Origin of the sequence: Bradyrhizobium sp. CCBAU 65884 (assembly GCF_028128835.1) — a bacterium.
Taxonomy (GTDB): Bacteria; Pseudomonadota; Alphaproteobacteria; order Rhizobiales; family Xanthobacteraceae; genus Bradyrhizobium; species Bradyrhizobium ottawaense.
The window spans coordinates 1-24,901 of the sequence record NZ_LBJU01000095.1 but is presented as its reverse complement, the minus strand read 5'-3'; the positions used below and the strand labels follow the sequence as shown (position 1 = coordinate 24,901).

Sequence of the window (24,901 nt, the reverse complement as noted above, 5' to 3'; positions counted from 1 at the left end):
TGGCCCATAGCCCTAGCCTATAGCACCGCAGCAGGGATGTTGCCTCCTGGCCCTCAGCCGAACCGCGATTCAGCTCTCAGCCTGCAGCCGACGGAGCTATCCTCGATAGACCCGGCGCTTACCCTCAATCGCTGCCTTTGACCGAAAACGATCATCCTGCTCAAAGGTGTTCGCAAAACCCACGAATGCCCGGCTTTTAGCGGCATCGTCCGCGGATTGGGAGGAGTGCGAGATTACTACTCCCGCATGGTCGATCCGGCGCGTACGCCTGATGGCGTCTCACCGAACCGCAGGCGGAACATGCGATTGAAATGGGAAGCATCACCAAAGCCGACTTCGAACGCAATATGGAGGATCGGACATGCAAGCGGTGCGGATCCGTCAGGCGAGGGCGCGCTCCAATCGGCATCCTGTAAGGTGCTCGGTGAACGACTTTCCGGTCCCCTCAAGCATTTTTTCACGAATCGCCGCGACATTCCGAGTGTCCTGGCGACATTGTCCAGATCGAAATTGAGCCGCTGAAGCGTTGCGCGACCTCCGCCAGTATCGCCTGCATCTTGCTGCCTCCACACCACGTTCGGTAATAATGTTCGCAGCTTCCCAGGTCGGCCGGAGAATTGCGGCACAAGATCGAGGAGATGTACGCTGACGCTGGACGCCAGTTCTGATTAAGCAGTTTTTTGGAGGATGGGAGCGCAGGTAGCGGTCGAGAAGTCTAAGCGCCGGGCCAGGGCTCACTGGCCGACCTGATAGATCTTCCGGTTGCGCAACCTGAGACTTAAGGGCAGCAGCCTGCACGGTCGCGAATCTGACGCTGCCGCCACGCCGGTGCCAATACACGCAGCGGCCTTCCTTGGCCTACCAAACAAGCGGAGCCGACATCGTAGACTTGGCAGCGAGTCGGATACCCGGCAACAGCATGTGAATGGCCGAGCCTACCGATCTCGGTAGGTGCGGTCCCGTCGACTTACCTGATAGCAATTACGTCGGATAAAGGTCAGGTGTGCCGTCAGTGTCCACGCTGCACGCGGTACGTTGTGCAATTATTCACCGTTCTACTCCAGTTCCTAGGCGGGTAAACCAGGAATGCCGATGAACGACAATCCAACAGAAGAGGGCGACAGAGCTGCACACTCGACGGGTCTGCTATCTTCATGCATGCAATATCGACGCATCCGAGCCTCGATTTCCGTACCCGACGACTTTCTCACTCGTGGTGCTCGGGCCCAATGGTAACACAGCGTTCTATCGAAGAGACCACCCCGCTCGACCTGGATAGCGTTCACATCAGGTCCGAAGATAATGTAGACCCGCCGCTTAGCTGGCAACTGCAGGTCTTTGGCTTGGTACAGGGCGTGGGGTTTCGTCCTTTCGTCGTTCGCCAAGCACGGAGTCTGGGTCTGCGGGGCTTTGTCCGAAACTGCGGCGCTTCAGTCGACATTCTGCTGCATGGTTGTTCCTATGCGCTTGTTGCTAAATTCGTTGCTGATTTGCAGGACAAAGCGCCGAATCTCGCCAGAATTGATCGCGTTTCGGTGCTGGCGTCTAGCCCGGATCCGAGTTGCCAGAGTTTCGAGGTGGCCCATAGCGAGCAGATGGACGAGCGCCGCCTCACGATCTCGCCTGATGCCGCGCCATGCAAAGAGTGTCTCTCAGAGATGCGCACTCCTGGAGATCGGCGTTACGGATACCCCTTCATTAATTGCGTGAATTGCGGGCCGCGCTTTTCAATCATTCGTGACCTGCCGTACGACCGGCGCGTCACTACCATGTCCGAGTTTGAACAGTGTCCGCAGTGCCGCGCGGAATATGAGCTCGTAGCAGATCGTCGCTACCACGCGCAGCCGAACGCATGTGCGAAATGCGGTCCACGGCTCACCTTGTACGATCGAGGAGGTCAGGTCGTCGCTGGTGATCCATTGTTCGCCGTTGTAGATGCCCTCCACGCCGGAAGGATCGTAGCGGTCAAAGGGGCAGGAGGATTCCATCTGGTCGTGGACGCAGGGAACGCGACGGCTGTGGCCGAACTTCGACGCCGCAAGCGACGCGATTCAAAGCCGCTTGCACTAATGGCGGCCGATCTCGAAACTGCAAGGCGCCACGCTATCATCACGCCTGACGAGGCCAGGCTGTTAGGCCACTGGGCCAGTCCGATTGTACTGATGCCCAGGCATCCAAATTCCCGACTTCCTGATAACATTGCCCCGAATAATCCAACGCTTGGCGTTATGCTGCCTTCCACGCCGCTGCATCATCTTATGTTCGATCGTGGTGCGCCGCCAATAGTCGTGGCTACGAGCGGGAATATCTCCGGTCGCCCAATTGTTATTGACAACGCGACCGCTCTGGCAGAGTTGCCGGTCGTCGCCGACCTAATCCTCATGCACAATCGTGATATCGAAGTTCGGGTGGACGACTCGGTTTTGCGCAGGCTTCCAGCCGATAACGGCGATCCGAGCGAGCTATTATTCCTCCGGCGCGGGCGCGGTTACGCCCCCTATGCATTCGACCTTCAAGGTTTGACCGACGCCGCGCCGACAATATTAGCCCTGGGGGCGGAGCTCAAGACCGCGATTGCGATATATGCGCGCGGCCAAATCGTCGTCAGCCAGCACATCGGCGATCTGAAAAACGACGAAACCCTCGGAAGCCACTATACACTTCAAAAACATCTAACTCGATTGCTAAAGTCGCTCCCACAAATAGTCGCGTGCGATCTACATCCAAATTTTCGTTCGACGCAAATGGCGTTGCAAGAAGCCGGGCGCGCCCTGGTTCAAGTTCAACATCATCACGCGCATATGGCGTCCTGCATGACTGAAAACCAGCTCGAGGGGCCTGCGCTCGGCGTGATCTTCGACGGCGCAGGTTTCGGCGATGACGGTAGCATCTGGGGCGCAGAATTTTTGGTGGGAGATCTGTGCGCAGCTAGACAAGTGGGATCAATTCGGTCCCTCCGCCTACTCGGAGGCGACCGAGCGGTACGAGAGCCGCGGCGCACCGCGCTTGCACTATTGCTCGATGCGTACGAAGGCGATCTGTCTGCCTGCGCCACGTTGCCAGTTATCGCTGAGTTCACGCCAGATGAACTCCGAGTGTTGACAGCGATGTACTGCAAAGATGTCCGTTCTCCATTGTGTACGAGCATGGGGCGTCTGTTCGACGGTGTCGCCGCACTCAGCGGTATGGCATATCGCGCGGAGTATGAAGCGCAGGGGCCGATCGAGCTCGAGGGACTCCTGCGCCGCAATTTCGAGATGACAGAGCCATATCCTGTGGTGTTCGAGGATGCCGCAGGGGTCACCCGATTTGACTACCGCGCGATGATACGCGCCATCGCACATGAGCTGTTGGGGGGGCAGCCGGCTGCCGATATCTCCAGGCGATTCCATTCCACGCTGGTAGAAATGGTGACCCAGATGTGCCAATTGCTAAGGCAACTGCATGCGTTCAACGCAATCGTCCTTAGTGGTGGCGTTTTCTGCAATGAATTCCTGACAGTGAATGTACTCCACGCCTTGCGTGACGCTGGATTTGCTGTCTATCGGCACAGTGCATTTCCACCGAACGATGGAGGGATTGCGGTAGGGCAGGTGGCTGTCGCGTTGCGACGTCAATTGATGCTCGAGCTGTCGGCTAAGGCTGCCGTCAATGTGAAGTGAGCATCTCCAGGAGTCTTCCATATGACGACCGAGTTCCAAGGCTATACCTAGGACAAGCGCAAAGGATCCGTGAGAAGCTCACGCGAGCAATTGCGTCTCTCTCCTATGTATTGCGCTCGATAATAATCATCACGGAGTGGCCGATGGAATTGTCACCGGTGCGATATCGGTTTGCAGAGCCATCGTGGTGTGCGGAAAGGACGAGCAATGCTCAATGATGAGAGCATAGATATCAACGTGTACCGGGATCGCCCGGAATGGAATGATTGGACTTGGCAAATGCAGCGCTGCATTAAGTCAGTGAGCCAGCTTGAGTCCTGGATCAAGGTAACACCCCATGAGAGAAAGGCCATCGACAACATAAATGGCAAATACCAATGGCGCATCACACCGTATTACGCATCTCTGATGGATCCAGTGGATCCGAGGTGCCCCATTCGCTTACAGGCCGTTCCGGCTGGCGTTGAGATGGCCCCATTCCCGGATGCTGAAGTTGATCCAGTCGGCGACACCTATTACCGAAAAACAAATCGGATCATTCACAAGTATCCTGATAGAGCACTATTTCTCATCACCTCAATTTGCCCGGTATATTGTCGGCACTGCACCCGGAAGTACCACACTAGCGATCTCGAAGGATCGTATTTTGGGGAAGCGGAGGGTGCGTCATTCGAAAAGGACTACGCCTACATCGAATCGCATGCTGAAATTCGTGATATCATTCTTTCTGGCGGCGATCCGTTAACTTATGGAGATCGCCGGCTTGAAAAGATCCTCAAACGGCTAAGGTCCATACGTCACGTCGAAATCATTCGCGTCGGAAGTCGGTGCCCGGTGTTTCTGCCAATGCGTATCACTAAAGAGTTTTGTGAAATGCTCTCACGTTATCACCCCATATGGTTCCAGACCCATTTCAATCACCCGAAGGAAATCACTGAGGATGCTGCAGCTGCATGTGATCGACTTTTATCGCACGGTATTCCAGTTCAGAATCAAGCCGTCTTGCTAAAGGGCGTCAACGACAACATCGATGCGATGCGCGCGCTGATGACTGGGCTTCAAAGAATTCGTGTGCTGCCGTACTACTTATACCACTGTGACAATGTAGTGGGGGTCTCGCATTTCATGACGACGATAGCGAAAGGTCGCGAAATCATGCGTGGCCTGCTTGGGTACTCTACAGGATTTTCCTCACCTAAGTACGTTCTGACGACGCGTCTCGGAAAGATTCCGTTGACCGAAGAGTACGTGAGTTCCAACGATAGCGGCTATCGAGTGACCAACTATCTCGGCCAGACAATGGATATCCGACACGTCTAACGGAGCAGTCAAATGCAAAACGTCGCTGTGCTCACAAACGACCTCCAGTATGATCTCGTTCGTAAACATGAAGCGCGGGAGCGTGCCGTGCATGAGTTCTTGCCGCGTATGGTACAGTTCTTGCGCAGCGTCAGGTCGTATGGCGTTCACGTCTTTCACCTTCAGCTTATCTGCGATCCTGCCGATCCAAACGTCGAATGGTTTGGAGAATGTCTTCCCGCGCGAAAAGGCACTCCTGGCGCTGATATTCTAGCAGACGTACTCGATCCTAAAGATATTGTGGTCCCAAAGCCCCGCGACAGCGGGTTTTTCGAAACAGATCTTGACGATCAGCTGCGGCGGCATGGTGTCGGCACGTTGATCCTCACTGGTATGCAGGCGCAAATTTGCGTGCAAACGACGGCTGCTGACGCGTTTTTTCGCGGTTACAACGTAATCGTCCCTCCAGATGGAGTTGTTTCGACGCGTCAGGAAGATGTTGAACGGGCGATTGCTTGGCTCGGCTCCTACTGCGCAACCATTCAGCCAATGAAGGATATCATTGATCAATTGAATAGGGGGGAGTCGTTCACACGTAAGGTCATCAAGGTTGCATGAAAAACTAGCTCATGTCCCACGCGCTCCCACCTTCCGGCAATGTAGTGCCAAAATATGCAGGGTTGCCCACGTTCATGAAGCTTGAACAGGCCAGCGCAACTGCTCCGCCTGATGTTGTGATTATTGGTGTGCCGTTCGACAACGGATCGACGGTTCGGCCGGGCAGCCGCTTTGGCCCGCGCGCTATACGCGACGCCTCGACGATGCTGCGGCCATTTCACCCAGCGTATGGCATATCCCCATTTTCGCAGATCTTCGTCGCCGATGGCGGCGACGTTGCTGTGAATCCTCTTGATTTCACCGCCTCGATGAACGCCATTGAAGATGAGGTGAGCCGCTGGAGGCGCCGCGGCTCACGCGTGCTCGCCATTGGCGGAGACCACCTAGTGTCTCTCGCAGTGCTACGTGGAAAATCTGATGCGGTCCCATATGCCGTAGTGCATCTAGATGCTCATTCCGACACGGAAGACGAATTCTTTGGTTCGCGCTACAACCATGGCACGGTATTCAGGCGCGCCATTGAGGAGCGACTCGTCTCACCCACAGCGTTCTTCCAGATAGGCCTTCGAGGTACAACCTATGGCGTTCAGGAATACGATTTTGCTCGTGAGCAGGGGATCACTCTGTTCTTCTCCGAGGAAGCGGAAGCGCTCGGTGCGGAAGCTGTGGCAAGGCACATCCGGAAAGTCGTCGGCGATTTGCCGGTATATGTGTCATTCGATATCGATGGCATCGATGCCACATACTGTCCTGGCACCGGCACTCCGGAAATCGGAGGATTGGACGTGAAGTTTTGCCTTCGTCTGCTGCGCGAGTTGCGTGGACTGATGATCGTGGGAGCTGACGTAGTCGAAGTGAGCCCGCCGTTTGATGTTGGCCAACAGACTAGCTTGGTCGCGGCACATTTGCTTTTTGAGCTACTCTGTCTGCTGGCACTTGCCCCGGCACGAAAGGATGCGTCTTGATTCCGAATCCAGATGATGTCGTGGTTCTTGATCACGGTACGGGCGCGAAGCTGAGTCGATTGTTGATCGGGGATATCATCGGCACGCTCGAGGAAACATATGCCGGCGAACTCGAGGATAGCGCACTCTTGACGGTCGATGGTCGAGAACTCGCAATGACGACAGATTCGTTTGTGGTCGATCCCGTTATCTTTGGAAATGGTGATATCGGCAGAATTGCCGTGTGCGGTACGGTCAACGACCTTGCCGTTGTCGGAGCCATCCCACTAGCTCTCACGTTGGCGACGATTATTGAAGAAGGATTCCCGCGTGCCAAGCTGAAGAAGATATTCGCATCGGTACGCGATGCGGCGAGGGAGGCAGGCGTGCGCATCGTTGCCGGTGATACGAAGGTGGTCCGGCGCGGAGAGGCCGATGGCGTGTTCCTTAATACAACGGGCTTGGGTGTGTTCCGACGCGCACCGCTGCGTATGGCCTCAGTGCGCGCAGGTGACCGAATTATCGTGACTGGCCAACTCGGGAATCACGCTGTGCATCTGTTATCCTTGCGGGAGGGGTTGGGCTTCGAGAACCGCGTTCTGAGCGACTGTGCGCCGCTAAGTGGGATGGTATCAGAGTTGTTGGAGGCGTTCCCGGCTGGAACGGTGCGCTCAATCCGAGATGCAACCCGGGGAGGGCTCGCAGCCGTGATGCACGAGTATGCGTTTCACGGTGGTTTCGAGGTTCGCCTAAACGAAGCTGACCTACCCCTTCAGCATGAGACCGTGATGGCTACTGACATGCTCGGCGTTAACCCGCTACATCTCGCAAATGAAGGTTGCCTTGCCATTTTCGTCGAGCCAGCTAGAGCCGGCGAAGTTTGTCAGCATCTGAGGAGAAACAAATACGGCCGACACGCGGCAATCGTGGGAGAAATATTCAGTAGTTCTCGAGGAGCTCAAGTAAGGTTGGCAGATGCGATGGGCGCCATCAAGGTTCTAGATGAATTAGAGGGTGCCGAGCTCCCTCGCTTGTGTTGATCTGGAGAAACGTGGTGCCAAGGCGACCGGGATGGAAAAAGTACCCGAGTTAGAGCGTACAATCGGCCGCGCCCAGGGGACTATCTTAGCAGTCAGCGCGGTAGTCGGGATCAGTGTACTCGCCCTCCCGGCCGTAACCGCTCAAGAGGCGGGCCCAGCAGCCCTAGTCTCCTGGGCGCTGGTCGCCATGCTTTCGTTTCCGCTCGTGTGGACGCTGAGCGAATTCGCAATACGAAATCCAACGGCCGGGGGCGTTATCGACTATGTCTCAAGTGCGTTTGGGACCCGCTGCGGTACGGCTCTAGGTTGGACCTTTCTGGGGGCTGTTCCAATCGGCATTCCGATAGTTGCGGTGATAGCCACACAGTACGCTGCCCACCTCGGAGGCTGGAGCGGCCAGTCTGCCCAGTGGCTAGCTGTCGGCGCAACCACCTTTTCGGTGCTTTTGAACGGTCTCGGTCTTGCCGCGGCGAGTCGTTTGCAAATGGCCATCGTTGGAGTTGTCGTTGCGCTGATGGTTTCGACAGTGATCGCCGCCTGGCCATTACTACACCACGATTCGCTAACACCGTTTGCGCCGCGTGGTTGGGAAGCGGTGGGAGAGGCGATGGTGCCCATTTTCTTTTCCTTCGTGGGCTGGGAAATGGTCGCGCCTCTGGTTGAAGAATTTAAGAATCCACGCCGCGACGTGCGCGTGAGCATGTTCGTCGCCGCAGTCGTTGTGTCAATCATATACGGCGCGTTCGCGTACGTGACTATCGGTACAGGCGCATATCAGCAAAGTGACGGCGTGATGGCATTTCCACTGCTTATTGAACGGACGATTGGAAAGCCGGGCCTAGCAGTGATAACCACACTGGCGTGTCTTGTCGCTTTTGCCGCTCTCCACATCAATATCGCCGGGTACTCGCGCATGCTCTACGCACAGGCGCGAAATGGCTCGCTGCCAAAATCTGTAGGGAAACTGAGCGCTAGAAGCAAGACGCCACTCAATGCGCTCTTATTAGTTCAGGTGCTATTCGGTGCGACCTATTTATTCATCGGAATCAGCGGAGTCGAAATTGGTGAGTTGATCAAATGGCCAAGCACAGTGTTTGTTTTCGCTTATGCGCTGACTATGGCCTCAGCCGTTAAGTGCTTTCGGAAGGGGGGCGGTGTATGGTGGGCGGCGCTCATCTCTCTGCTCTTGTGCCTCGTCGTACTCTGGTTTAGCCGCTGGCGTGTCGTGCTTCCGTTGACATCATTTCTCCTCGGATTGCAGTTTGGTCGACGGTCCGCTGCGCAATCGTCACATGCCGGCTGAAAACTGATCTACCCGGGCAGGTTGCAGGTCTATTGCATTCGCCGGACGCTGCGGAAGGCCTTGTGTTCTCGCGTGCCCTGTTAAGTGTAATTGGCCGTAAACAAGCCTCTAAGTGAGTTAGCGTCTGCTTCTGGTATTTGAAGGCGTTCAAGATAGGTCGGATTTATGGCTTGAGCGTCCAAACCTTGCAAATTCGTTTTGTGGAGTTCCGGGGAGGTCCCTGCGTAACCCGGTTCGTCTGCACCTCCAAATTCTCAGCCAACTGGGCCAGCGTCATCTCGGGCTTGATCGCGGAACGCCACCTAGGCTGTCACTCTCCTGATGAAAGAGGTTGCGGCACGTAGTCGCGACATGGAAAGTCTTTCGCTAAAGTTTGATAGTTCCTTCCATCACGTCGACGCAGCGGCCGCCGAGCCGCACGATAGGATCGTCGCTCGTTTGCATGTCCACCACGACCTCGAGCAAGCACGGTCGCCTCATATCGACGCCTTGCGCGACACGTACCGGGCCGTTGCAGGGAAACTTTGCGCCTGCCAGGCCGGCCAGAACGACCGCAGCCGCGGTAGCGCTACCAGTTGCCGGGTCTTCTGGCAGACCGTCCCCTGGTGCGAACATGCGTGCGGATAGATTGACGCCTTGCCCATCCTTCGGCGCGACATCACGGGTATAGATGTAAATCGCGTCAGCACGGTCACTCGGAACGCACCGAGCAAATGCGACCGCGTTGGGAGTGGCGTTAGCCAATGCAGCGCGTGACCGAACCTCCGCGATCACAAAGGGTAGCCCGACAGATGCGATGACTGGACTATGGCACTCGACGCAAATATCTGTCGGATCAAGCCCGAGGCAATCTGCGATTGTGTTAGCCTCGAACTTCAATGAGACGGAGAGGGGTTGCGGAGCTGTAAGCTCTGTGCGGACAACGCCTTGCTGGTCACGAATTATGCGAGTCGCAACAAGTCCGGCGCGCTCTTCGAAGTGAAGTACGTCCCTGTCCGCGTATTCAGGAAATGACGCCAATACGAAGGCTGTGCCGATATTTGGGTGACCGGCGAACGGCACTTCAATGGTTGGCGTAAATATCCGCACCTCGGCGGTGTTATGTAGATCCTGCGGCGGACACACGAACGCGGTCTCAGAGTAGTTAAATTCGCGTGCAATGGACTGCATCTGAGCGGCGGACAGCGATCCGGCATCCAGCACCACAGCAAGGGGATTGCCCTGGAAGCGAGTTCCCGTGAAGACGTCCACGGTTTTGAAAGGCAGTCTCATGATTGGGCTCCGGCCGCATATGTTCGAAGATCGACAGTATCGCTGCGGATTGAATGGCAGCAAGTGGCCTGTTGATGACCTACGCTCAGAGCGCGGCGGCATCTGCCTCCGGGAGGTGAGCCGACAAGGTAGTGCAGGCTGCTGAGGGCAGCGTTTGACCCTAGCTGTGTGAAAAGTCGCGACTCGGCTAGGATTCTTCCGTTTCCTACGGGGATATGGAGGGACGCTTCATTGAAGGCGCGGACAGATCCCAGCTGACGCTCTTGCCGGAAATACGACAACGCGGTCCATGTGATCGACGTGTTGGTCGAGGCGCTCGACCTGGGTGGACTGGGGTTTGAGCGTGTGATCGCCAAGGAGACGGCCCGCCGGCCTATCATCCGGCAGTCCTTCTGAAGCTTTACATCTACGGCTATCTGAATCGGGTCAGGCGTGGCTCAATATCGAGGTGATGTGACGGATCGGCCTCCTGGCTCCCGATCATGAGACGATCGCCGATTTCCGGAAGAACAATGGTGCGGCGCTTCGGAAGGTTTGTGCGAAGTTCGTTGCGCTATGCCGGCAAATGGGCCTGTTGCAGACCCCAAGCGTCGCAATCGACGGCAGCAAGTTCAAGGCGGTGAACAACCGCGACCGCAACTTCAGGCATGCCAAGATGGCGAGACGGATGGCGCAGATCGAGGAAAGCGTCGGGCGATATCTGCGTCGACTCGATAGCGCCGATCGGCAGGAGCCATCGGAAGCGATCAGCATCAAGACGACGAGGATCAAGGAAAAGATCGCTCGGCTGAAGCAGGAGATGAGCCGCCTGGACGTGCTTGATGCGCAGATGCGCAACACGCCGGATCAACAGATATCGCTCACCGATCCGGATGTTCGATGGCCACCAGCGGACGCGGATCGGGTGTCGTCGGCTACAATGTCCAGGTCGCGGTGGACACCGAACACCATCTGATTGTTACGCATGAGGTCATAAACGTCGGCAACGACCGTGGGCAGCTTGCTCGGATGTCGAAGCAAGCAAAGAAGTGCTCGAAGTGGACAAACTCGAGGCGATCGCCGACCGTGGCTACTTCGACGGAGAGGAGATACTGGCCTGCGAAGAGGCTGGCACCTTGCCCAAGCCCATGACGTCGAACGCCAAGGCGGAGGGCCGGTTGGGCAAACAGGACTTCGCCTACCTCCCTGATGAGGACGTCTACCGCTGCCCATCCGGCCAACTGCTGCCCTATCGCTAAACCAACATCGAGCATGGAATGACGCTGCGCCGTTACTGGTCGACGGCGGCGTGCCAAGGCTGCGCGATCAAGGGCCAATGTACGCGGTCCAAGGAGCGCCGCCTCACGCGCCGGGAGCATGAGCATGTGGTCGAGGAGGTCCAGAGACGGCTCGATTCCGATCCCGACGATCATGCACCGTATGTGGGTGGCTGGTAGGGATTTCCGTTTCGGCCTGCCGTCAGCCGAGGCGTTAGTCTCAAGTGCGTCGCCACAAGCCGTTGAGCCCTTGAACCAGGGTTGTCAATCGTAGCCTTGAAAGACAGGCTTACGATCGGGCCCTATGCCCGAGATTGTCATCAAACGCCTGCAGACCTCATCTTTACGCGCAAATTGGGAAAGCTGACGGTCAGGTAAGCCTTCTGCGCTCGCATAGCGTTACCCAAGTTGAGTAAGGGGGCGATTGTTAATCGCAACTCCGGTGCGTCAGGGAGCGCGCTCCTCGCCGGGGGCACTTGGGAAAGGGGCTAGCCGTCGTGAAGGATGGCCGTGTCGCTCTCACTGCCCAGTTCCGGGTGCGGCTATCGAACCGGTATCGTCGCTGCACTCGGACCCGCGTGGCCTTCGGGTTGCTATGCTCACGCTCCCGCGGGTGCCCACGAAACCCAGATAGATGGGGCTTCTCAGCCATGCAGTTCATTCGTTCCGCGCCCTGCGGCATTCCCAACAGAAATCAGTTATCCCGCGGCACGAATTGAAACAGGCATTCTTATTTTCTCTCCCTGGTTGACGCTGTCGGACTACTCAACAATGTTGGAGTGCCATGACGCGTTCATGGCTACCGAAAATTGAGAAGAGTGCGATGACGTTTTTGAACCTCCGGGGCACCTCCACACGAACCGCATGTGCCGCGTGATGACGTCAGCGTTTGAACGTGAGCTTCACCTTGGTCTGAACCTGCATGGCGCTGGGGGGCATGCAGCCGCGTGGCGGTGGCCCGGAAATCCTCCTGGGGCATTCTACGATATTGAGCACTACGTCCGAGCCGCAAAGCTCGGCGAGCGTGAAAAGCTTGACGCGGTTTTCCTCGCCGACACGCCAGCGCTTAATCCAGCAATTGACAAGCACCCGCCGCTCAACGGCATCGAGCCGACGATTACGCTTGCCAGCATTGCACGAGAAACAAAATTTATCGGCCTGATCGGCTCGGCATCCACCACCTACAACGAACCATATAACCTTGCGCGCCGATTTCAGTCGCTTGATGTTGTCAGTGGCGGCCGTGCGGCGTGGAATGCAGTTACGACATCCAATGTCTACACGGCCAAGAGCTTTGGCGGCAATGAGCAATCACGTGATGACCGTTATCGCCGTGCCGAAGAATTCGTGGAGGCCGTGCGAGTCCTTTGGAATAGCTGGGGAGAAGGCGCTCTTATCCTGGATCAGGCCTCGGGGCGGTTCGGTGATCCCAGCAGGCTGCGGACGCCGAGGCATGCCGGCCAGTTCTTCGACATTAGCGGGCCGCTGACACATCCGGGCTCGAGACAGGGACATCCGGTTATTTTCCAGGCCGGCGGATCGGATCAGGGGCTTCAGTTCGCGGCCCGAAGCGCGGATGCCGTGTTCTCATCGACCGGCAATTTGGAAATCGCTCTGCGCGAGGCCGATCGCCTCAGGTCCTTTGCTTCTCAACATGGACGACGGGCGCCCCTTATTTTGCCGGGTGTTGTCACGTTCGTCGGCGGAACGGAAGAGGAAGCAATCAAGCGCAAGGCAGAGCTCGACGAACTCATCAACTTCGACGTTGCCCTTCATGCGCTCTCCAATCGTTTCGGTATTCCTGCCGAAAGGCTGAAGCTCGACGAACCAATCGAGCCCAACCTGCTGCCGCGACATGCGGACGCGGCTTTTTCCATCGGTCAGTATCGCACTGTGGAAGTTCTCGTGCGCTCCGGCAAAACAGTCCGCCAGATCATCGTAGAGGCGCCCGCCTACGGTCACCGGGTGCTGGTTGGATCGCCAGAACAGATTGCCGCTTCCTTCGAAGAGTGGTTTCGGGCTGGCGCTGTGGAGGGGTTCAACGTCATACCGGATGTCCTGTCCGACGGCACTCCTGCGTTCGTCGATCATGTTGTGCCCGTCCTCCGGCGGCGCGGCTTGTTCCGCTCGGATTATCGAGGCGAAACGCTGCGCGAGCACCTGGGCATTCCACTGCAGGGCGAGCGCACCGATCAGGTCTCCGCCGCCTGAGTGATTCCCCTTTCCCACATTCGGAGCTCATCATGTCCAAGTCGGCTGTCGTTCGTTCGGCGTTTCTACTCAAAAGTCTGAACCGTCGTCTGAAGTCTCACGCCGCAATCTTCGCCATCGCTATGTCTGGCATATCGATAGCGGATGCAGCGCAGGCGGAAGACGCTTCGGCTGGCAAGCCGCGATCGGGCGGTATTATCCGGTACGGACACTTCCAGGAGCCGCCATGCCTTTATGGTGGTTGGGTGCAGCAGTGGTACCTTCAGCGTCAATTCAGCGACAATCTGGTCGCCAGGGCTGAAGACGGAAGGATCCTGCCTTGGCTTGCGACCGCGTGGACCATTTCGGATGACCGCAAAACTTACACCTTCCAGATCAAGCCCGACGTCAAATTCACGGACGGGACGGTTCTCGACGCCCAGGCGGTCGTCGATAATATCAACGGATGGCTGGGCGACAATGCGGAGCTGGAGAACCCCACAGCCGGTCCTTATCTCAGGGGCGTCTTCGAGTCCGCGGCGGTGGCTGGCCCGCTGACGCTCGAGATCGCCTTGAAGACGCCGTTCGAGCCGCTGCTGAATGTCTTTGCGCAGTCCTCGCAAGGCATCTTGTCGCCAACGGCGCTTAAGCGAGGCAAGGCCGTGAACTGCGAAAGCCCAGTTGGTTCGGGGCCGTTCATCGTAGAGAAATGGAATCGCGGCAAGAACGTCATGCTCCGTCGAAACCCAAACTATAATTCGGCGCCGGCCACTGCCAAGCATCAAGGCCCAGCCTACGTCGAAGGGATCGAGTGGCGTTTTCTCACTGACCCCACGATACGCTACGGTTCACTCCTCACCGGCGAATCCGACGTTGTCTATCATATCCCGGCTGTCAACTGGCAGAACGCCAATTCCCGGTTCAAGATCGTGCGTCACCTCACGGGTGGAACGCCGCTTCGGCTTGCGTTGTTCTCCGAGAGACCGCCGTTCGACGACCTGCGTGTTCGACAAGCTTTTGCTTATGCCTCCGACCGACGTGCTGCGGTGCAAGCAGCGTTTCTCGGCTCGTTGCCTTATGAGGGCAATTTCGCTTTGAGCCAAAGTTCTCCGGAATATGTCGGCGAGCTCTCAAAATCCTATTCCTATGACGTTGAGAGGGCGAACAAACTACTCGATGCAGCTGGGTGGACGGAGCGCGATGCAAACGGCATCCGCAGTAAGAACGGTAATGCCCTCATCATACGCATCACCTACACCAACGCCTTTTCGCCTCCCGACGGCGATCAGGTTCTGCAGATCATTCAGCAGCAAGCGAAGGCTGCAGGGTTCGACGTGCGGCTCCAGCCGACCAACCAGGCCGACTTTTGGGCGGGCAAGAATCTTGGTCCCAATGACTATGAAGCACTTCCATTGTATTGGGTTGCGCCAGGCGCCGAGATCTATCGCATTTCGTACAAGCCCGACCTGAATGGCGTCCGCAATCCCTTCAATCCATCCCGCTATCAGGATCTGCCCCTGTGGGACATCATCCAGAAGGCCGAACAAGCCTCTGACAAGACGCAACGCACCGCACTTTATCAGCAGGCGGAACGCCGGATCGTCGAGAACGCGCCGTCCCTGAGTTACACGATTTTGGATGTCACCCTCGCTTTAGCCGATAATTTGAAGGACATCTGGCTCGACAGTGGGTCGGTGGGCGAGCCCGTATTCTCGGACGCACATTTCACCGACAAGAAGTGAATGCGGGTGAAGACGATAGTTCATCGAAGCTTTTGGCTGGCGCGCCGGCTGTTGTCCGGCGTGATCGTGGTCTGGGCCGCGGCGACATTCACCTTCTTTGTGCAGTTTCTGATGCCTGGGGAGCGCGCCCAGATCATCTTCAATGCAAATAGCGGAAATGTGGGAGAGATTCCTCGGGACCAGCTGCTCGCCATCAACGCCAAATATGGCTTCGATCAGCCCGTCATCGTGCAATACGGAAAGTATATATGGGATGTGATGCACGGTGACCTTGGGCAGTCTTACGTTCAATATCAACCTGTCACGGATCTGATTGCGCGCCAGATCGGACCGACGATCGCGCTCGCCTTTGCCGCCATGCTGACAGCCTGGATCATCACCATCACAACCACGGTTCTGTTCGCCGGGCGTGACAACATATGGTCCAAGGCGCTGGGCGGGCTTCAGGTCTTGCTGGCAACCCTTCCGCCCTATTGGCTGGCGACAATCCTGCTGGTCGTTTTTGCAATCCAGCTTCGTTTGTTTCCTGTGGTGGGTGGCAACACCCTCATGGGTCTCGTTCTGCCGACGATCGCCCTGGCTTTGGAAATCTACGGCTTCCTTGGTCAAGCGGTCCTGAGTGAATTCACGCGGGTTCTCGATCAGCCTTTCATCATCTCATCGAGAATGCGCGGCACAGGAGATCTCAGTGTCCGTTTATGTCATGCTCTGCGCCATGCGTCCTTGCCCGGGATCACCCTTTCCGGCTGGATCATAGGCAAGCTGCTGTCCGGCGCGGTTTTGATAGAAGCGGTCTTTGGCCGTCAGGGACTGGGCGGCGTTCTTGTCGCAGCAACCTCCACACGCGATGTCCCGGTCGTGTCAGGAGTGATTTTGGTTTCAGCTGCGCTGTTTGTCGCTACCAGCTTGATCGTGGATCTCACGGTGCAGCTCATTGATCCCAGGATGAAAGAGGCATGAGTTTCGCCACGAGCTCCGCCGGACCTGCAAAAGCGTTCATAACTGCAAGAGTACTGACAGGTGCCCGTAGGTTTCCGATTGCGGTCTATGTCGCGGCTTTCTTCATCGCGTTCTTCCTCATCGCAGCGATTGCGCCGAAACTGCTTCAGACGCATGATCCTTTGGCGCTGAGCTTGATGTCACCCCTCAAGGGCCCTTCATTGACGCATTGGCTGGGAACGGACCAGTCCGGGCGGGATCTCTATTCCCGCATCGTGGCTGGGACAGGTCAGTCTCTCTCCATTGGGCTGGGTGCGACTGCGCTGAGCCTCGCCATCGCGCTTTTACTCGGCGTGACGGCGGGCCTGTCTGGGGGCTGGATCGACAATGTGCTTAGCCGGTTGTTCGACGCCCTGTTCGCTCTCCCCACACTGTTCCTTGCGCTTCTCTTCGTTTCGTTGTTGGGCACCTCGGTCTCGACGCTGATTATCGCCGTCGGCCTCGGAACATCGCCAGGATATGCACGCATGGTGCGGGTGCAGGTTCTGAGGGTCAAAGCGACCGGTTATGTTGAGGCCGCAAAGGCGTTGGGCCACTCGCCTAAGGACATCCTGTTTAAGCATATCCTTCCCAACGCAATCAGCCCACTTGCGACAACGTTCACGCTCGGTATCGGGCAAGCCATCATTTGGGCATCCGGCCTTTCGTTTCTCGGCTTGGGAGTTGCGCCCCCGTCATCGGAATGGGGCGCACTGCTCAATGCCGGGCGCAACTACGTGATCTATGCATGGTGGCTCGAGGTCATGCCCGGGATCGCCATCGCTACCTTCGCGCTCTCAGTGACTGTCATCGGCCAGTACGTGCAGCAACGCCTGGAAGGAAGGATCGAGCTTCCATGAACGTGACCTATCCCGCAGCCTCCTTCCGGCAAAATGCTACAACTCCCCTGGCTAGCGCCCCGTTGCTCACCGTACAAAACCTCAACGTTTCCTTCGGGCTGGCGCATTCGCGGCGAGCTGTGGTCAAGGGGGTCTCTTTCACGGTTGAGGAAGGCCGGTGCGTCGCGATCGTCGGTGAATCGGGATCAGGCAAAAGCGTTACGGCCCGGACGCTGGTTGGTCTGACCGGGGCGCGTTCTAATGTCCAAGCTGACCGCCTGACCTTTCAGGGAAAGAATATCGATCGACTCGGTGACAGGGAATGGAGAGCCTTGCGGGGTAAGCGCATCGGTTTCGTGTTACAGGACGCGCTGGTGTCGCTCGATCCGCTGAGACCGGTTGGCAAAGAGATCGGTGAAGCGCTGCGTGTTCACCCTGCAATCAGGACACGTGCAGACTTGACGGAACGGGTGGTTGAGCTTCTCAAGCTCGTGGGCGTGCCCGAGCCGGCGGTTAAGGCGCGGCAGCTTCCACATGAGCTTTCAGGCGGGCAACGGCAAAGAGCCTTGATTGCGACCGCGATCGCACTCGATCCAGCTCTCTTGATCGCAGATGAGCCCACGACGGCGCTGGACGTTACGATCCAGGCGCAAATCCTGGATCTGCTCAGCGAAACCCGCGAACGCGGGAAGGCCATGATCCTGATCAGCCACAATCTTGCTGTGGTATCTCAAATGGCACACGAAGTTATCGTGATGCGCCATGGCGAAATCGTCGAGCATGGCTCGACAGAACAGATTTTTGGCGATCCGAGACATGATTACACGCGGGGCCTCCTCAGGGCGATCCCATGCGTCCGGTCACGCGGAAGCCGTCTTTCGCCCTCGACGGCGCCGCTCTTCATCTCGGCTGGGCGTGAAGTGAGCAGAGCGCAGACCCAATCGGATATCACACCGCGTAGTAGGCCGCTGCTTGAGGCGGAACGGCTCGTCAGGCGCTTTCGCGGGCCGGATGGCAAGCTGCGTACCGTCGTCAATGATGTCTCGTTTAGCCTCGGCCATGGAGAGACGCTTGGTATCGTCGGCGAGTCAGGGTCTGGGAAGACGACCCTGGCGCGCATAGCGCTCGCACTCGAAATGCCGGACGAAGGGGAGGTGACGCTCGAAGGAGCGCCGTGGACTGCAGCGACAGAAAAAGAGCGTCGCCACCGGCGATCGGATATCTCGGTCATTTACCAGGACCCACTAAGTTCATTCGATCCGCGCTGGACCATCGAGCGCGTCATTGATGACGCCTTGGCAACACGCAGCGCAGACTCTTCTCTCGACAGGCCCAGTCGACAATCGGAGGTCAGCGAGCTGCTTGATCTTGTGGGGCTGTCACCAAGCTTCAGGACCAGGCGCCCACACGAACTGTCGGGCGGTCAACGCCAACGGGTTGCGATCGCGCGCGCAATTGCTCCGCGCCCCAAGATCATCGTGTGTGACGAGGCGGTCGCGGCACTTGATGTATCCATCCAGGCGCAAATTCTCGATCTGCTTGGCGATCTCAAGTCTCACTTACGCGTCAGCTATCTATTCATTTCGCATGATCTCGGAGTCGTGCATCACCTCAGCGACCGTGTCCTTGTCATGAATCATGGAGTGGCCGTCGAAGCCGGCGGAGCAGACGACGTATTTTTACGGCCTCGGCAACCCTATACGAGGAAGCTGGTTGCGGCCGTTCCACAACTGCACTTCCAGGCGGCGTAAAGTCCTCAAGGCCAGCCTCGGGCTAAGCGTGAGGCTGAGCGTGGGGGGCAGGAACTGTGGAGGGCGGCTACGCCGGGCCGTGTCAATGCAGCACCCGCGCTAGCTGAAACCCGACCGCCTGAAAGGACGATGCGAATGCCGGTCCTTGAAGGGCTCTACTAGCGACGCGTCAATCACAAGACGCGATGATCCATCAGCGCGCCTGGCGCAGGCCTGATAGGGCCTGGGGCCCTAAAGCACTTGAAGGCCAATCGAGGGAAGGCAGAGCGCGTCGCAGGCATTCTGTCATTTGTGTGTGTGCGGCGTTCTCGCTAGCCGAGCTGCGCCGCGGCTTGGTCAGGCGCGGTCGGTTCCCCCCCCCGGAGAAGCTGAGAGTAAGAGTGCAGGCCGGGCTTTGCCGTGACGGGTCACGCGCTTCGAGACAGGCTCGCGCTGCCGGTCGCGGAGATTAAGGTGGCATTTAAGCACGAGCAACGCGGATGAGCGCCTATCAGTCTCCCCAGCGCGAGCCCGACGCCTCGGTCGACATCCTTTGCGCGCTCAAGGGGCGCATCTCGCTTGAGGTAAGTGTTCGGCCTGGAGGAGATGACTGGGCGGCAAAATCTGCGATGAAGCCACATTTGAATGATCGGCGCGACTGCGTATCGCTTAAAATTTGTTGCGAAGCGCGATGGCTCGCAAAAAAATTGGACTAACGGGATCATAATTGTCGCTCCCCAAAATAGAGGGATCATGGGCTGTTGGGGGATTGGGATGCTTGCCAGATCGAAATTTCGCATTCGCGGCCAACTTGTCGCCGGCTTCTTTGTCGTTTGTACGACCTTTGTACTCTCAGTCGCAGTCACACTCGTTTCCGTGACTAGCGTCTCGACCATCATCAACCAGATGGTGAACTCGCGCACACCGGCGGCGATCGCCAGTGGCGAATTGGTCAGCAATATTCATGCGACGCTCTCAGCCCTGCGCGGCTATCTCTTGAACGGCAATTCGCAGGCCAAGCTCGACCGGCTGGCCATGTGGAAAATGGCTGCGATGGGTCGCATTTGACGAACTGTCGAAAGAGTTTGTCGGCTCCGAGAGTCGAGGCACGTGGCCGCAAGCCAAGGCTTTGATTTCGGAGTTTCATGTAGCCCAGGAGAAGGCGGAGGCGGTTGCGTTCACCGCGAACGCGTATCCGGCGACAAAGCTCATGATGACGGACGCGGACCCCCGCGCCGAGAGCATTTTCTGGGAAACCACTCGAATGATTGACGAGGAGGGGGGCTTGAGGCGACACCCGAGCGAAAGCAAACGTTGAGAGCGCTAGCCAATACGCGCGGCAACTTCGCGGCGGCAATATCGCCGCTGCTGACATATCTGCTGACGGGAAGGCAAGATAAGCTGAAGTGCTTCAAGCCTTGGGGACTGTTTGAGAAAGGTCTCGCCGACGTGACGGCCAAAGCCTCGCTTGTTACACCCTCGCGAAAGGATCGTTCGAGAAGGTCACCAAGGCTGCGCAGGAGTTCTCATCGCTTTTTGAAGGGTCTCTTCGCGTTGCGGGACTCTCCTGGTTGGAATGTGCCGGATGACATTCTCGCCAGCGAAGCGGCGCCACGCGTTCTCAAGATCCTGGACTTGCTCGACGGCCCCAGCGCCGGGGAGGGAACGCGAAGTGGCGGAAACAACACCGCTCAGATGGCGCATCTTGCCGACGGCGCGCATCAGGTGGAAGCGCGTCTAAGTCTGCTGAGAGTGACGCTATGGGGACTTCTTGTTGCTGGAGTGGCGCTCGGGATTATCATTGCGTCCCGCGCCCGCCATAGCAACTCCCATTCAGGCAATGACAGCCGCGATGGGCAGGCTAGCGGCTGATGATACATCCACACTCGTGCCTGGGGTTGGTCGGCCTGACCGAGATCGGCGAAATGGCAGATGCGGTCGAAGTCTTCAAGAGGGGAATGATCGAGGCTGATCATTTGGGAGCCGAGCAGATGGAGGCCGAGGCTCATGCGCTTCATCAGCGCCGCACGGAGCTGCTGCAACTCGCGAGCCGCTTCGAGAATGCGGTTGGAGAGATTGTACATACCTTATCGTCGTCCTCGACCGAGTTGGAGGCTACCGCCAATACCCTCAGCAATACGGCCGAGACGACGCAAAGGCTTTCTGCTCAGGTCTCTGCCGCCTCCGGCGAGGCATCCAGCAAATCGGTCGCCTGCGCGACCGAGGAAATGAGTTCCTCGGTGACTGAAATCAATCGGCAAGTTCAGGAAGCCGCTCTGATCGCGAGCGGCGCGGTGCGACAAGCCCATCAAACCAATGATCGCGTGAACGCGCTCTCGGTGGCGGCAACACGCATCGAGGATGTCGTTGCGCTTATCAACAGTATTGCCAGGCACACTAATCTGCTGGCTTTGAATGCCACGATCGAAGCGGCGCGCCCGGGCGAGGCGCGCCGCGGGTTTGCTATCGTAGCGAGCGAAGTCAAGGCGTTGGAAGAGCAAACGGAAAGGGCGACAGGCGAGATCGCCAACCAAATCGATGACGTTCAATCGGCAACGCAGCAGTCTGTTTCGGCGATCAAGGATACTGGCCTCACGATCGGCAGGCTCTCTGAATATCGTCGGCAATTGCCTCTGCGGTTGAAGAGCAGGGCGCCGCCATGCAGGAAATCTCGCGCAACATCCAGCATGCAGCGCAAGGCACAGAGCAGGTTGCCTCAAGCATCGTGGACGTGCAACGCGGGGCCAATGAGACGGCGCAGCTTCAGGTCAGCTCCTTACTTCAGCGCAAGTCCTATCCAGCGACAGCTCGCGGCTCAGGGCAGAAGTGGACAAGTTTCTGCAGACGGTTCGCGCCGCGTGAGCCCTGACTGATGACGATGTCCGTCGCGCGCCACGATGGCTGCCTATGCATGCGTTCTCAATTCTGCGCATCCGGAGGATCAACCTGATCTGGTCCGAGCTCGCCACTTGGTGGAGCGACGTCAGCCCAGGGACTGTACGATCTGGCCGAGCGCTTGAGATATGATGTGGCACGGCGGAACTCCGGCGTCAGCAGGCCTATCGTCGAGTGAGCCGATTTCCGATGGAAGAGCATTCTTGACGTGCTCGCGGCCTCTCATCAACTTGATGAATGCCAATAGCACGAGCCTGCCGCCGTGTCGCTCAGAAGGAAACCCTGTGACAAGCCAGCGTGAGGGCGACTAGCAGGACCACGTCAGGTTTTTGTAAGGCAGGCTGCCTATCAGCGCCGTAGGGCCCAGCAAGCCTGAACTAGATGCGGAAAAGAATGCCGGACGGGAGCACCAATCGCCATGTATAATCCGATCAATGGCTCGTCCTACCTCGAATCATCTCCCTTTGCCGAAACCAGTGAGCAAACAGACGAAGATAGCTTCGCAGATGCGTTCGCCAATATGCGGTTAGCCGCATCACGGCCGTATTCGCTCGTTTCGAGTCCTCCTGTGGTAGAGATCAAGAAGAACGAATTCAGAGAGGCAGCGAAAGACTATTACGGCCCCGAAATCAAGTACATCGCCAAGAACCCAAAAGAGTATTCGGATTTCGTCTCTGGAAAAGCTGAGCGAACTGCAGAACTCGCTGAGCAGTATGGAAACACTAAAGATTCTGCTAATGCCCGATACTTCAGCTACCAGCTAACAAAAGTGTCGGACTTCTACGAATGGAAGGCGGCGACAGCATGACGACGTTCGACGTCGAAAAGTGGCGGGAGCTGTTTCCTGGGCGAACTGGGACTACCTCTACAGTAGATCTTCAGGTCGTTCATCCACTCGTCGAGAACGCCGGCGATATTCTGCTCGAGCATCAACTTCAAACTGGCGGCGAACGGCCGCTGCTCAATTTGCGTCCAGCTAATCCAGAAGCAAGAGCCCGTGCCGCAAAGATGGGGTTCGTCGAGATCGACGCCGACAACATGGTCCTCGATCCAGAGACGTCAGACAAGTGGGTACGGAATAGCCTCGGCAAATGGCAGCGAGAAGGCACTGCTGCGCGGTATCTTTCGAAAGTGGACGACAGCAAGCCTAGTAATACCGAGATCCCCGCGACCTCCTCAACGTACGACTATGAGGATGATTTTATGTGACCATGGGATAGGGGACTGATGGAGTAGATCTATCTAGCCTCCTCCGGGCTCCCCGCGTTTATCGCCGTAGGCATCTTCCTGCAGAGACTTTTGCCCCAAGCACGTTCAGGCGTGCACACTGCAATTGCAGACCATGCTCGCTGCCAGACCTGCATCCGCCCGCCCGGCCGCGGGGGCCGGGCGTGTTCGGTACGCTGAGAGTGCCTCTGAGGCGGCTCAGAACACTGTCCCCAGAGTGCACCTTGGCTGAGCGGTTGCTGATTGTTCGTGCCCTGGAAGTAGGCAGCAGGAAGGTCGTGGGCGCCTAAAGTGGGTCGGTGGGCAAGGGAAACGCACAGAAAGCGGCGGCCCACACGACAAGACCGGCCCGCATGCGTCACGGACATAACGACACCGCGAGCACGAGCATCGTGCCGAGCTCATTCACCAGAAAAACTCAACAGGAGATGTGAGGCGGTTGTCTGCGCATTCCGACGAAGTCGGCGTAGGATTCCGGGCGAAGCGGATCAACGTGGCTATAAGGCCGACGAGCTCGTGCTTGGTGGGCCGCGCGGGCTCGACTGGTTGCTTTTCCAGAGGCTCGCTGCCGGTGGGTGGATCGACAGGCATCAGAACCTGCTCATCGTCGATACGAGCGGCGTCGGAAAGAGCTGGATTGCTTTCGCGGTCAGCCAAAAGGCCTGCCGGGACAACCGCTCTGTCCTCTAACAGCGCCCGCCGCTGTTCGAAGCGTTCGCCCTCGTGCGGTGCAACGGCCGCCATGCTCGCTTCCTCGCCGGCTGCTTCGGTCTTCCCTAGTGTGACGGCGTAGACGAACCGCACCGCGCAGGCAACCTGATTGATGTGGGACTACGAACGGCGGCGAGATGCAGTTGGTAGGCGCGGACCTGCTCAAAACTCACACCGGTCGGGGGGCGTAGCCGAAAGCGGCTAAACTTTGCGATCGCATAGATACAGGATTGTTGAGACGACGGCGGCAGATTGCTGACCCTGATGTGCTCGATCAACGCTGCCGAAGAGGGCTCATCGTAGTCATCTGGGTCTCCTCTCTCGAGAGGGGAGTGCGAAGATCAACATCCTCTCAGATGGGACACCTCAGTTCAGCAGGCATGCCCCACTCTCGCGTAGGGGGGGCGTTCAATCAGTGTCCGGCTTCTTGCGATCCGCAGATTGTCCGGGGCGAAGCCGGTTTGTTCATCGTCTCTGTCGGCTGAGCATAGCCAATCTCTGTCCCGAAGAGGTTGATCGGCGGCAAGATCGTCGTCGCATGGAGCGTTTAGATGAACAGCGCTGCGCGTTGAATGCATATCAGGTGCCGGCTCGGCTACTATACGCCTTCAGTGCGGTGTCGAGGTGCTCGATTAACGCTTTTGCGCCAAAGGGTTTGGCGAGGAAGCCGATCGCTCCGGCGCCTAGGGCTGACGCCCGCATGCGGTCGTTGGGGAAAGCAGTAATGAAAATGAACGGCACGTCGTAACCACGCGTCCTCATCTCTGCCAACAGCTCCAGGCCGTTCATGGTCGACATTTGGACATCGGTAATGACACAGGATGAGTCGTTCAAATGCGGCGACCGCAAGAGTTCTTCGGCAGACGCAAATATTTGGACGATGTAGCCACGCGATTTCAGAAGGTTCTCTGTCGCAGCGCGGACTGAGGCGTCGTCGTCAACGACGGAAATCAAAGGCGTGGACAAGAAGGGCCCTCCTGACGCGGGTATAGTGGCTGCCAAAGCATTAGCCACCTTCGGCGAAAAGTTGGGCTTGAGTGACGAAATTGTAAAATCATACATGTGTTTGTTCAGGACGATTGGCGCGAATTCCCAACGTCTCAGTCATTCTGATCAATTCGGCCAGCGACCGTGCACGCATCTTTTTCATGACGTGTCCCCGGTAGATCTTGACCGTAATCTCGGCGAGTCCAAG

At 57.5% G+C, this 24,901-nt stretch carries 23 protein-coding genes and 2 pseudogenes; 21 read left to right on the top strand and 4 right to left on the bottom strand.

All coding sequences use genetic code 11. The features are described 5' to 3' along the window. Positions 1-236: 236 nt before the first annotated feature. Positions 237-476 (bottom strand): helix-turn-helix domain-containing protein, encoded by a 240-nt coding sequence (locus XI03_RS08020; protein WP_271591808.1) that lies wholly within the window; start codon positions 474-476, stop codon positions 237-239. A gap of 753 nt (positions 477-1,229) precedes the next feature. On the opposite strand from XI03_RS08020, the gene hypF reads away from it, so the two are divergent. The 6 genes from hypF (at position 1,230) to XI03_RS07990 (ending at position 8,866) form a co-directional block, all read left to right on the top strand. Continuing rightward, the gene (gene hypF, locus XI03_RS08015; RefSeq protein WP_271591807.1) at positions 1,230-3,662 is read left to right on the top strand and encodes a carbamoyltransferase HypF; all 2,433 of its coding nucleotides are present in this window, start codon (positions 1,230-1,232) and stop codon (positions 3,660-3,662) included. A 207-nt stretch (positions 3,663-3,869) separates the two neighbouring features. After that, a complete protein-coding gene (locus XI03_RS08010; RefSeq protein WP_271591806.1) occupies positions 3,870-4,982 on the top strand; it encodes a KamA family radical SAM protein in 1,113 nt (370 codons plus the stop codon). 12 nt (positions 4,983-4,994) lie between these two features. Further along, complete coding sequence (locus XI03_RS08005; RefSeq protein WP_271591805.1) at positions 4,995-5,579, top strand: isochorismatase family cysteine hydrolase; 585 nt, start codon at positions 4,995-4,997, stop codon at positions 5,577-5,579. A gap of 74 nt (positions 5,580-5,653) precedes the next feature. Then, entirely contained in the window at positions 5,654-6,544 is an 891-nt protein-coding gene (speB, locus tag XI03_RS08000; protein ID WP_271591804.1) for an agmatinase, read from the top strand. Then, a complete protein-coding gene (gene hypE / locus XI03_RS07995; RefSeq protein WP_271591803.1) occupies positions 6,541-7,563 on the top strand; it encodes a hydrogenase expression/formation protein HypE in 1,023 nt (340 codons plus the stop codon). Before speB ends, hypE begins: the two co-directional genes overlap by 4 nt. A gap of 31 nt (positions 7,564-7,594) precedes the next feature. Then, positions 7,595-8,866: an APC family permease gene (locus XI03_RS07990; RefSeq protein WP_271591802.1), complete on the top strand. Its 1,272-nt coding sequence runs from the start codon at positions 7,595-7,597 to the stop codon at positions 8,864-8,866. A 366-nt stretch (positions 8,867-9,232) separates the two neighbouring features. Here XI03_RS07990 and XI03_RS07985 read toward each other — a convergent pair whose 3' ends face one another. Then, entirely contained in the window at positions 9,233-10,138 is a 906-nt protein-coding gene (locus XI03_RS07985) for a PhzF family phenazine biosynthesis protein (RefSeq protein ID WP_271591801.1), read from the bottom strand. Between the two features lie 565 nt (positions 10,139-10,703). On the opposite strand from XI03_RS07985, the gene XI03_RS07980 reads away from it, so the two are divergent. The 15 genes and pseudogenes from XI03_RS07980 to XI03_RS07910 all read left to right on the top strand — a co-directional run. Further along, a complete protein-coding gene (locus tag XI03_RS07980) occupies positions 10,704-11,093 on the top strand; it encodes a hypothetical protein (RefSeq protein WP_271591800.1) in 390 nt (129 codons plus the stop codon). 82 nt (positions 11,094-11,175) lie between these two features. Then, the gene (locus XI03_RS07975; RefSeq protein ID WP_271591799.1) at positions 11,176-11,376 is read left to right on the top strand and encodes a hypothetical protein; all 201 of its coding nucleotides are present in this window, start codon (positions 11,176-11,178) and stop codon (positions 11,374-11,376) included. Positions 11,377-11,394: 18 nt separating this feature from the next. Further along, entirely contained in the window at positions 11,395-11,574 is a 180-nt protein-coding gene (locus XI03_RS07970; protein WP_271591798.1) for a transposase, read from the top strand. A 696-nt stretch (positions 11,575-12,270) separates the two neighbouring features. After that, positions 12,271-13,605: an NtaA/DmoA family FMN-dependent monooxygenase gene (locus tag XI03_RS07965; RefSeq protein ID WP_271591797.1), complete on the top strand. Its 1,335-nt coding sequence runs from the start codon at positions 12,271-12,273 to the stop codon at positions 13,603-13,605. A gap of 32 nt (positions 13,606-13,637) precedes the next feature. Continuing rightward, positions 13,638-15,326 (top strand): ABC transporter substrate-binding protein, encoded by a 1,689-nt coding sequence (locus XI03_RS07960; protein WP_271591796.1) that lies wholly within the window; start codon positions 13,638-13,640, stop codon positions 15,324-15,326. Next, positions 15,327-16,286: an ABC transporter permease gene (locus tag XI03_RS07955; protein ID WP_271591795.1), complete on the top strand. Its 960-nt coding sequence runs from the start codon at positions 15,327-15,329 to the stop codon at positions 16,284-16,286. After that, on the top strand, positions 16,283-17,164 hold the full coding sequence (locus tag XI03_RS07950) for an ABC transporter permease (protein WP_271591794.1): 882 nt from the start codon (positions 16,283-16,285) through the stop codon (positions 17,162-17,164). Before XI03_RS07955 ends, XI03_RS07950 begins: the two co-directional genes overlap by 4 nt. Continuing rightward, positions 17,161-18,894, top strand: coding sequence for a dipeptide ABC transporter ATP-binding protein (locus XI03_RS07945; RefSeq protein WP_271591793.1), 1,734 nt, complete (start codon positions 17,161-17,163; stop codon positions 18,892-18,894). The genes XI03_RS07950 and XI03_RS07945 overlap by 4 nt, the downstream gene beginning before the upstream one ends. A gap of 479 nt (positions 18,895-19,373) precedes the next feature. Next, entirely contained in the window at positions 19,374-19,589 is a 216-nt protein-coding gene (locus XI03_RS07940) for a hypothetical protein (protein ID WP_271591792.1), read from the top strand. 58 nt (positions 19,590-19,647) lie between these two features. Then, positions 19,648-19,941: a hypothetical protein gene (locus tag XI03_RS07935; protein ID WP_271591791.1), complete on the top strand. Its 294-nt coding sequence runs from the start codon at positions 19,648-19,650 to the stop codon at positions 19,939-19,941. A 246-nt stretch (positions 19,942-20,187) separates the two neighbouring features. Next, on the top strand, positions 20,188-20,745 hold the full coding sequence (locus XI03_RS07930) for a hypothetical protein (protein ID WP_271591790.1): 558 nt from the start codon (positions 20,188-20,190) through the stop codon (positions 20,743-20,745). After that, a pseudogene (locus XI03_RS07925) lies at positions 20,693-21,735 on the top strand (methyl-accepting chemotaxis protein); the annotation flags it as partial. The gene XI03_RS07930 and the pseudogene XI03_RS07925, both read left to right, overlap by 53 nt. Before the next feature lie 451 nt (positions 21,736-22,186). After that, the gene (locus XI03_RS07920; RefSeq protein ID WP_271591789.1) at positions 22,187-22,576 is read left to right on the top strand and encodes a hypothetical protein; all 390 of its coding nucleotides are present in this window, start codon (positions 22,187-22,189) and stop codon (positions 22,574-22,576) included. After that, the gene (locus XI03_RS07915) at positions 22,573-22,977 is read left to right on the top strand and encodes a hypothetical protein (protein ID WP_271591788.1); all 405 of its coding nucleotides are present in this window, start codon (positions 22,573-22,575) and stop codon (positions 22,975-22,977) included. Before XI03_RS07920 ends, XI03_RS07915 begins: the two co-directional genes overlap by 4 nt. Before the next feature lie 549 nt (positions 22,978-23,526). Then, a pseudogene (locus XI03_RS07910) lies at positions 23,527-23,745 on the top strand (ATP-binding protein); the annotation flags it as partial. Between the two features lie 540 nt (positions 23,746-24,285). On the opposite strand, the gene XI03_RS07905 reads toward XI03_RS07910, so the two are convergent. Further along, entirely contained in the window at positions 24,286-24,672 is a 387-nt protein-coding gene (locus XI03_RS07905) for a response regulator transcription factor (RefSeq protein ID WP_271591786.1), read from the bottom strand. Between the two features lie 88 nt (positions 24,673-24,760). Next, positions 24,761-24,901, bottom strand: a 141-nt coding sequence (locus XI03_RS07900) for a LuxR C-terminal-related transcriptional regulator (RefSeq protein WP_271591845.1), incomplete at its 5' end; no start/stop codon positions are given.